Below are 5,301 nucleotides of genomic sequence, written 5' to 3'. Positions count from 1 at the left end.
TTGTTTAATCTATTAATTCAATTAAAATTATTGCAATAGTATCTACACTAAATAGCTATATAAAAAATGTTTAGAACAATGTCACCTTATTAACAGATTTAACATTCTTATTGTAAATATTTATGAAGTAAATTCCTGATTTAAGATGACTTAAATCTAATTCGATTTGGTTATTATCAAAAGTAAAGTTTTCTACTCTTTTGCCAATTGCATCATAAATACTTATTTGATATCCTTCCTCTTGATAATCTAATCCTTGTATGTATACAATTCCATTTGAAGGATTTGGAAACAATTCAAATTGAAAATCAGCTACTTCAGAAACTGATACAGCAGCATCTTCATCAAACACACCAAAAGGACTTAAAGAAGTAATGTTCTCTCTTTTAAGACTTAACATACCATCTGCTTCAACATTTGCTTCTGCAGTTGCAACAACATCCCAGCTACCCTCTGTATAATGGCTCACATATGCGGCTGAATTGTTAAAATTATTCACTTCCATATCTGCATTCCAAAATAACTCTAAATTCATGTCAAGATTAGCGGAAACATCACTACTAACATACCAGGTAGCATTTACCACACTTTGATGATCTGATACACTGATACCGGAATACCCATCTACCCTAACATTTCCATAAACATTGACCATGACATTCCCACTTGAAGAACCGGAGTTCAACTCAATATTTGCCGGGCTGTAATGAAATTCAGTTCCTACCGGAAAATGAGCTGAGGCCGATGCACCTGCATCAACATACGCTCCAAAATATCCATCTCCTGACGTCATAACATAGGCCAAATGACCATATCCTGAAATACTGTCTGAATGTGATACCATTAAATCTGAATCAGAAATCATGATGCTACCGAACCCGCCAAAAGTAAGAGATCCATTAACAGTTAATGCTGAACTGATTATAATATATCCGGTGTCTGCTATGTTAATCATAAAATCATTTACATGATTTCCGTCTGAACTAAAGTTTAACGAACCTGAAGGTTCTGTTTGTAAATCTAAATTAATATTTGCCTCAGCAGAAGAATGTATTTCAGATGAAGCTGAAGCATCAATTGTTCCAAAAACACTGAAATAATAGTCATTCAAGTCTAAAGTACCACTTTCTAAAGTTAATGTACCGTTTACAAAAACATTGTTGCTTAAGGTAAGAGTGTTTCCCGACGAAATATCTATGGTAAGATCTTTCAGGTTTGGACTAGTTAACTCAGCACCCGCAACAAAGTTTGCATCGTGAGAGTAAATAACATTGTAAGGTGCTACAATAGTAAGTGTACCATTATTAACAACAAAATCTCCACCTGCAAAGTTAATTGTAACATCATTTCCAAACAACAAAGCTCCACCGAGGTCTAAGCTAAAGGTACCTGATTCCAGCCTTATCTCATGATTTACATTAAGGTTAGAAATAATTGACAAGTTACTGACATTATTTACAAAAACATCGGTATTGATAATCCCGGCCAGTAATACTGTTGCTGAACCTTCCAAAGCTAATTCCTTAATATTTAATTGCCCCTGACCGGTTAAACTGCCATCAATTATTGTCAGAGATGAGTTGGTTGCTGCCGAAACCTCACCTAAAACTTCTAAACTTGATGATGACCCACTAATACTAATATGATTATCTAGCGTAACATTAATTCCAACAGGAATAATTACATTAACATCTGTAGCATTAATATCCGGAGCAGTGCCACCCCAGGTAGCGGTACTTGTCCAGTCCCCTGAAGCTACCGCCGTAAAGGTTGTTGCCTTTGCATTTTGAAGGGCTAAAAAAAACAATGCTGTTAGCATCGTGCTTAAAATGTGTAATTTAAATCTTTTCATATTTTGTTTTTTTAGATTAATAATAATTTTTAAAGTAGGAAAAACGTGCCAAGTTAAACTTTAAACGAAAGAGACTTAACTATACTGTACCTCAGCATTTTGATTTATATATAATTTTTATAAATACAGCTAATTGTACAAAAACATTTACAATCTGTAGATGTTGTTACACATTATAATTTAATAATATTACTCTTAATCTCAGAACCGTTCAATCTTCACAGATAAACTACCACTCAGATGGATGTCTGTCAATAACCAACAAAGTCCTGTAAGCAAGTTTTCTTAACTCTTCAAGATAGTTAATTGCATGATTCCACATATCTGTAGAGTTGGACGCTGTTTTTGATAATGCATCTATTCTTTCACTTACAGATGCCGCCTCTTCCAGTTTACCTTCCACAATCAAATTAGCGTACTGGTCCAGATACTCCTGAAGTCTCATAGCACGAATCTGGTCACTATCAGCAAAAAAGCGTTCAAATAAAACTTCTTCAAGTCCTTTGAAAACTTCAGTTCCGTCATTTAAAGTTCTTTTTTGAGAAGTGCGGGGAAAAAAAGCTCTTTTAAGAAACTCATATTGTCTGAGCACAGACTGTAGTTCTTCATCATTCTTACGTCTGGACTTTTCACGAGTTGACAAATTACTAAATCTGGACAAATAACTATTCTCCAATTCTACAAATGCTCTTGCAACAAAAGGATTTTCTCTGGGTGCAGCAGAATATACTCTCACATTGGCGGCTTCTGCGCTAACATCTCTACCGGAAGTAAATTCAGTTACATCTCTTCTGCTCATCACTTCAATTTTCCAAATATTGTCGCCATCACGTGATGCAGAAGAATGTAAGTCTTCATAATAAGCTTTTACTTCCTCCGGATCTCTTTTCACATAAAATGCTTTTTGCCGCTGACCATCGATCTGGAAATCTGATAACCATCTTTCAGAGACATTCTTCTCAGGTAAGGCTGAAGGTATAATGCCGGTGCTTAACTCTGCAGGATTTACACCGGAAACGGAGCCTGAAAAATTAAAATTCAATAAAAATAAGCTTAACACAAAAATAAAGGTTTGCTTTTTCATGTTTGGATATAAATTTAAGTTAAAATAAAATTTAAGTAAGAATTGTAAAAATAAAATCTTTTTAGAAAGTATTTGCATACTTACACTATTTTAGCATCAATATAATATATTTCACAGTTTTAAATCCCCTGAATTCATAATGCAAATAGAAATCAAAAATTTAATGCCGGAGCCTTTAAAAGAACTCCAAAAACCGGAAACAACATTATGGAATAAAATAATTAGTCTAAGTCCTCCTCTAAAATATGCTGTTGTAGCAGCATCAGGTAAAGGAAAATCAACATTTTTGAATATTATATACGGTAAGAGAAACGACTATACCGGCCAGGTATTACTTGATGGCAAGGATATTCGAAAATTTAAAGCGATGGATTGGGCAAAATTGAGAAGTAATCATTTAAGTTCTGTTTTTCAGGATTTAAGGTTATTTCAAAATCAAACTGCTTATGAGAACATCTATCTCAAAAATAAACTCACAGACTATTTCAGCTCTAATGAAATTAAACAAAAAGCTGAAGAACTTGGAATTGATGGCTTGTTAAATAAAAAATGCGGACTACTTTCTTTTGGTGAAAGACAACGAGTTGCTATCATCAGATCAATTGCCCAACCATTTAACTGGATGTTGCTGGATGAGCCATTTAGTCACCTTGATGAACAAAATAGCCTCATAGCTGCAAAGATGATTTCTGAAAGTTGTCAAAAAAATAATGCCGGTCTTGTAATTGCAGCCCTTGGACAAGACAGTTTTTTTCCTTACGATGAAATATTAAATGTATAATAATGAAATTAATTTTCAAAATTCTATTCTCAGGTCAAAATCGCTTGCCTCTCGTTTTTGCTATTCTTGGAAGTTTGCTGGGCTTATTTATTTTATTAACAAGCCTGCAGATTTTTACAGAAACTCAAAGGGCTATAAAAGAGCAGATTGAAGCACAAGAAAGTGCCAGCTACCTAATTATTAATAAAAAAATTGATTTCTTTAGTGCTTTTGGAGGAGGAAATAAAGTGTTTAGTGATGCAGAAATTGAAGAATTAAAATCTAAAGATTTTATTGATGATGTGGGTGCCTTTACTTCAAATACATTCAGAGTTATTGCCGGGTTAGGTGAAGCTATTGGGCTTCAGGGAGATTTTTTCTTGGAGGGTGTTGATGATGAATTTTTAGATATACAACCCGATGACTGGGGCTGGGAAGAAGGAAGTAATTTTATTCCCTTAATCGTTTCCGGTGAATTTATGCGGCTTTACAATTTCAGTATCGCTCTGAGTCAGGGACTGCCACAAGTTGCTCCCGGTACTATTGAAATGATAACTTTTGAGATTTCTATTCCTTATAATGGAAATGAAGCTGTTTATGAAACCAGAGTGGTTGGCTTTTCAGACAGAATCCCAACAATTTTGGCTCCTCTAAATTTCATTGAATATGCTAATCAAAAATATGCCGGCGGAAAACAACCAAAGATATCCAGAATCATATTATCAACAGATGACCCGGCAAATCCTGAATTAAAAGCTTTTTTAGCTGAAAAAGATTATGAAACAAACCTTGAATCTCTTCGCGGTGGAACCGGAGTTGCCATTATCAATGCTATTATGAGTATAACAGGAACTATTGGTCTCCTTTTTCTTATACTCTCGTTAGTTTTGTTTATAATGAACTTTCAATTAATCATTAGTAGAGCCAAAGAAGAAATCTCAATTCTACTAGACCTGGGATATAGCGCAAGATATCTTAATAAAGTTATTACTTTTCAGTTTCTGCTTGTTTTGGTTCCGACCATTATTCTTTCCTTGATATTGGTATTTTTATCAAGCTTTTTTATAGAAACATTAATGTCAGCAGGTGGTTTTCAATTTAAAGCAGGACTTAACAAAGAAGTATTAGGTGCTTCTTTTATCTTCTTAATTGTAGCAGTCTTGATAAATTTAATTAGTGTAAACAGAAACATATTTAAAATGTCAACGTAAAAAAAATGCAGGCTACCGACTAAGATAAACCTGCATTTCTTACACACAACTAAAAAACCAAGCACTCTAAGATACAGCTTTTTGGAAAAAACAAAAAGTTTTATCTTTATTTTAAATCTTCTTTACTCCGGTTTTTTAATTTACTCTTTTATATTTTTTATTTTCACACTCCTATACATTTATTTAACTGCATTTTACGTATTAATATGTATGCTTTTTAAAAGGGCTCTCTCTTTAAATATTTTTTTATTTATTGTCATATTCAATAGTTATTTTTAAAATAATTATTGAATTACTGCAGTTGACTTAAGAAAAATTACCGGATTAGAGTTTATCTTACATAAAAAAAGGCTGCCTTAATAAAAGACAGCCTTTTTTATATTTTCTTTCTGTT

Annotated in this window: 4 protein-coding genes; 2 read left to right on the top strand and 2 right to left on the bottom strand. The window is 33.3% G+C overall.

Going from position 1 to position 5,301, the window contains the following annotated elements; genetic code table 11:
• Window positions 1-70 precede the first annotated feature (70 nt).
• Both EA412_06985 and EA412_06980 read right to left on the bottom strand, forming a co-directional pair.
• A complete protein-coding gene (locus tag EA412_06985; GenBank protein TVR79155.1) occupies window positions 71-1,852 on the bottom strand; it encodes a T9SS C-terminal target domain-containing protein in 1,782 nt (593 codons plus the stop codon).
• Window positions 1,853-2,081: 229 nt separating this feature from the next.
• Window positions 2,082-2,936 carry a hypothetical protein gene (locus tag EA412_06980; protein ID TVR79154.1) on the bottom strand — a complete coding sequence of 285 codons (855 nt, stop codon included), beginning with the start codon at window positions 2,934-2,936 and terminating at the stop codon, window positions 2,082-2,084.
• A gap of 139 nt (window positions 2,937-3,075) precedes the next feature.
• Between EA412_06980 and EA412_06975 the strand changes: the two genes are divergently transcribed.
• Together EA412_06975 and EA412_06970 are read left to right on the top strand one after the other, a co-directional pair.
• Window positions 3,076-3,717, top strand: a complete 642-nt coding sequence (locus EA412_06975; GenBank protein ID TVR79153.1) for an ATP-binding cassette domain-containing protein — start codon at window positions 3,076-3,078, stop codon at window positions 3,715-3,717.
• Between the two features lie 2 nt (window positions 3,718-3,719).
• The gene (locus EA412_06970) at window positions 3,720-4,907 is read left to right on the top strand and encodes an ABC transporter permease (protein ID TVR79152.1); all 1,188 of its coding nucleotides are present in this window, start codon (window positions 3,720-3,722) and stop codon (window positions 4,905-4,907) included.
• The last annotated feature ends 394 nt before the right edge of the window (window positions 4,908-5,301 follow it).

The sequence above is a fragment of the Chitinophagaceae bacterium genome (assembly GCA_007695095.1).
Lineage (GTDB): Bacteria > Bacteroidota > Bacteroidia > Chitinophagales > REEL01 > REEL01.
Note: the sequence above shows the minus strand (reverse complement) of the source record. Positions and strands in the feature narration are given on the sequence as shown.

Excerpts from the sequence above, each read along its gene's own strand:
- EA412_06985 (TVR79155.1), bottom strand. The coding sequence starts at position 1,852 with ATGAAAAGATTTAAATTACACATTTTAAGCACGATGCTAACAGCATTG.
- EA412_06980 (TVR79154.1), bottom strand. The coding sequence starts at position 2,936 with ATGAAAAAGCAAACCTTTATTTTTGTGTTAAGCTTATTTTTATTGAAT.
- EA412_06975 (TVR79153.1), top strand. The coding sequence starts at position 3,076 with ATGCAAATAGAAATCAAAAATTTAATGCCGGAGCCTTTAAAAGAACTC.
- EA412_06970 (TVR79152.1), top strand. The coding sequence starts at position 3,720 with ATGAAATTAATTTTCAAAATTCTATTCTCAGGTCAAAATCGCTTGCCT.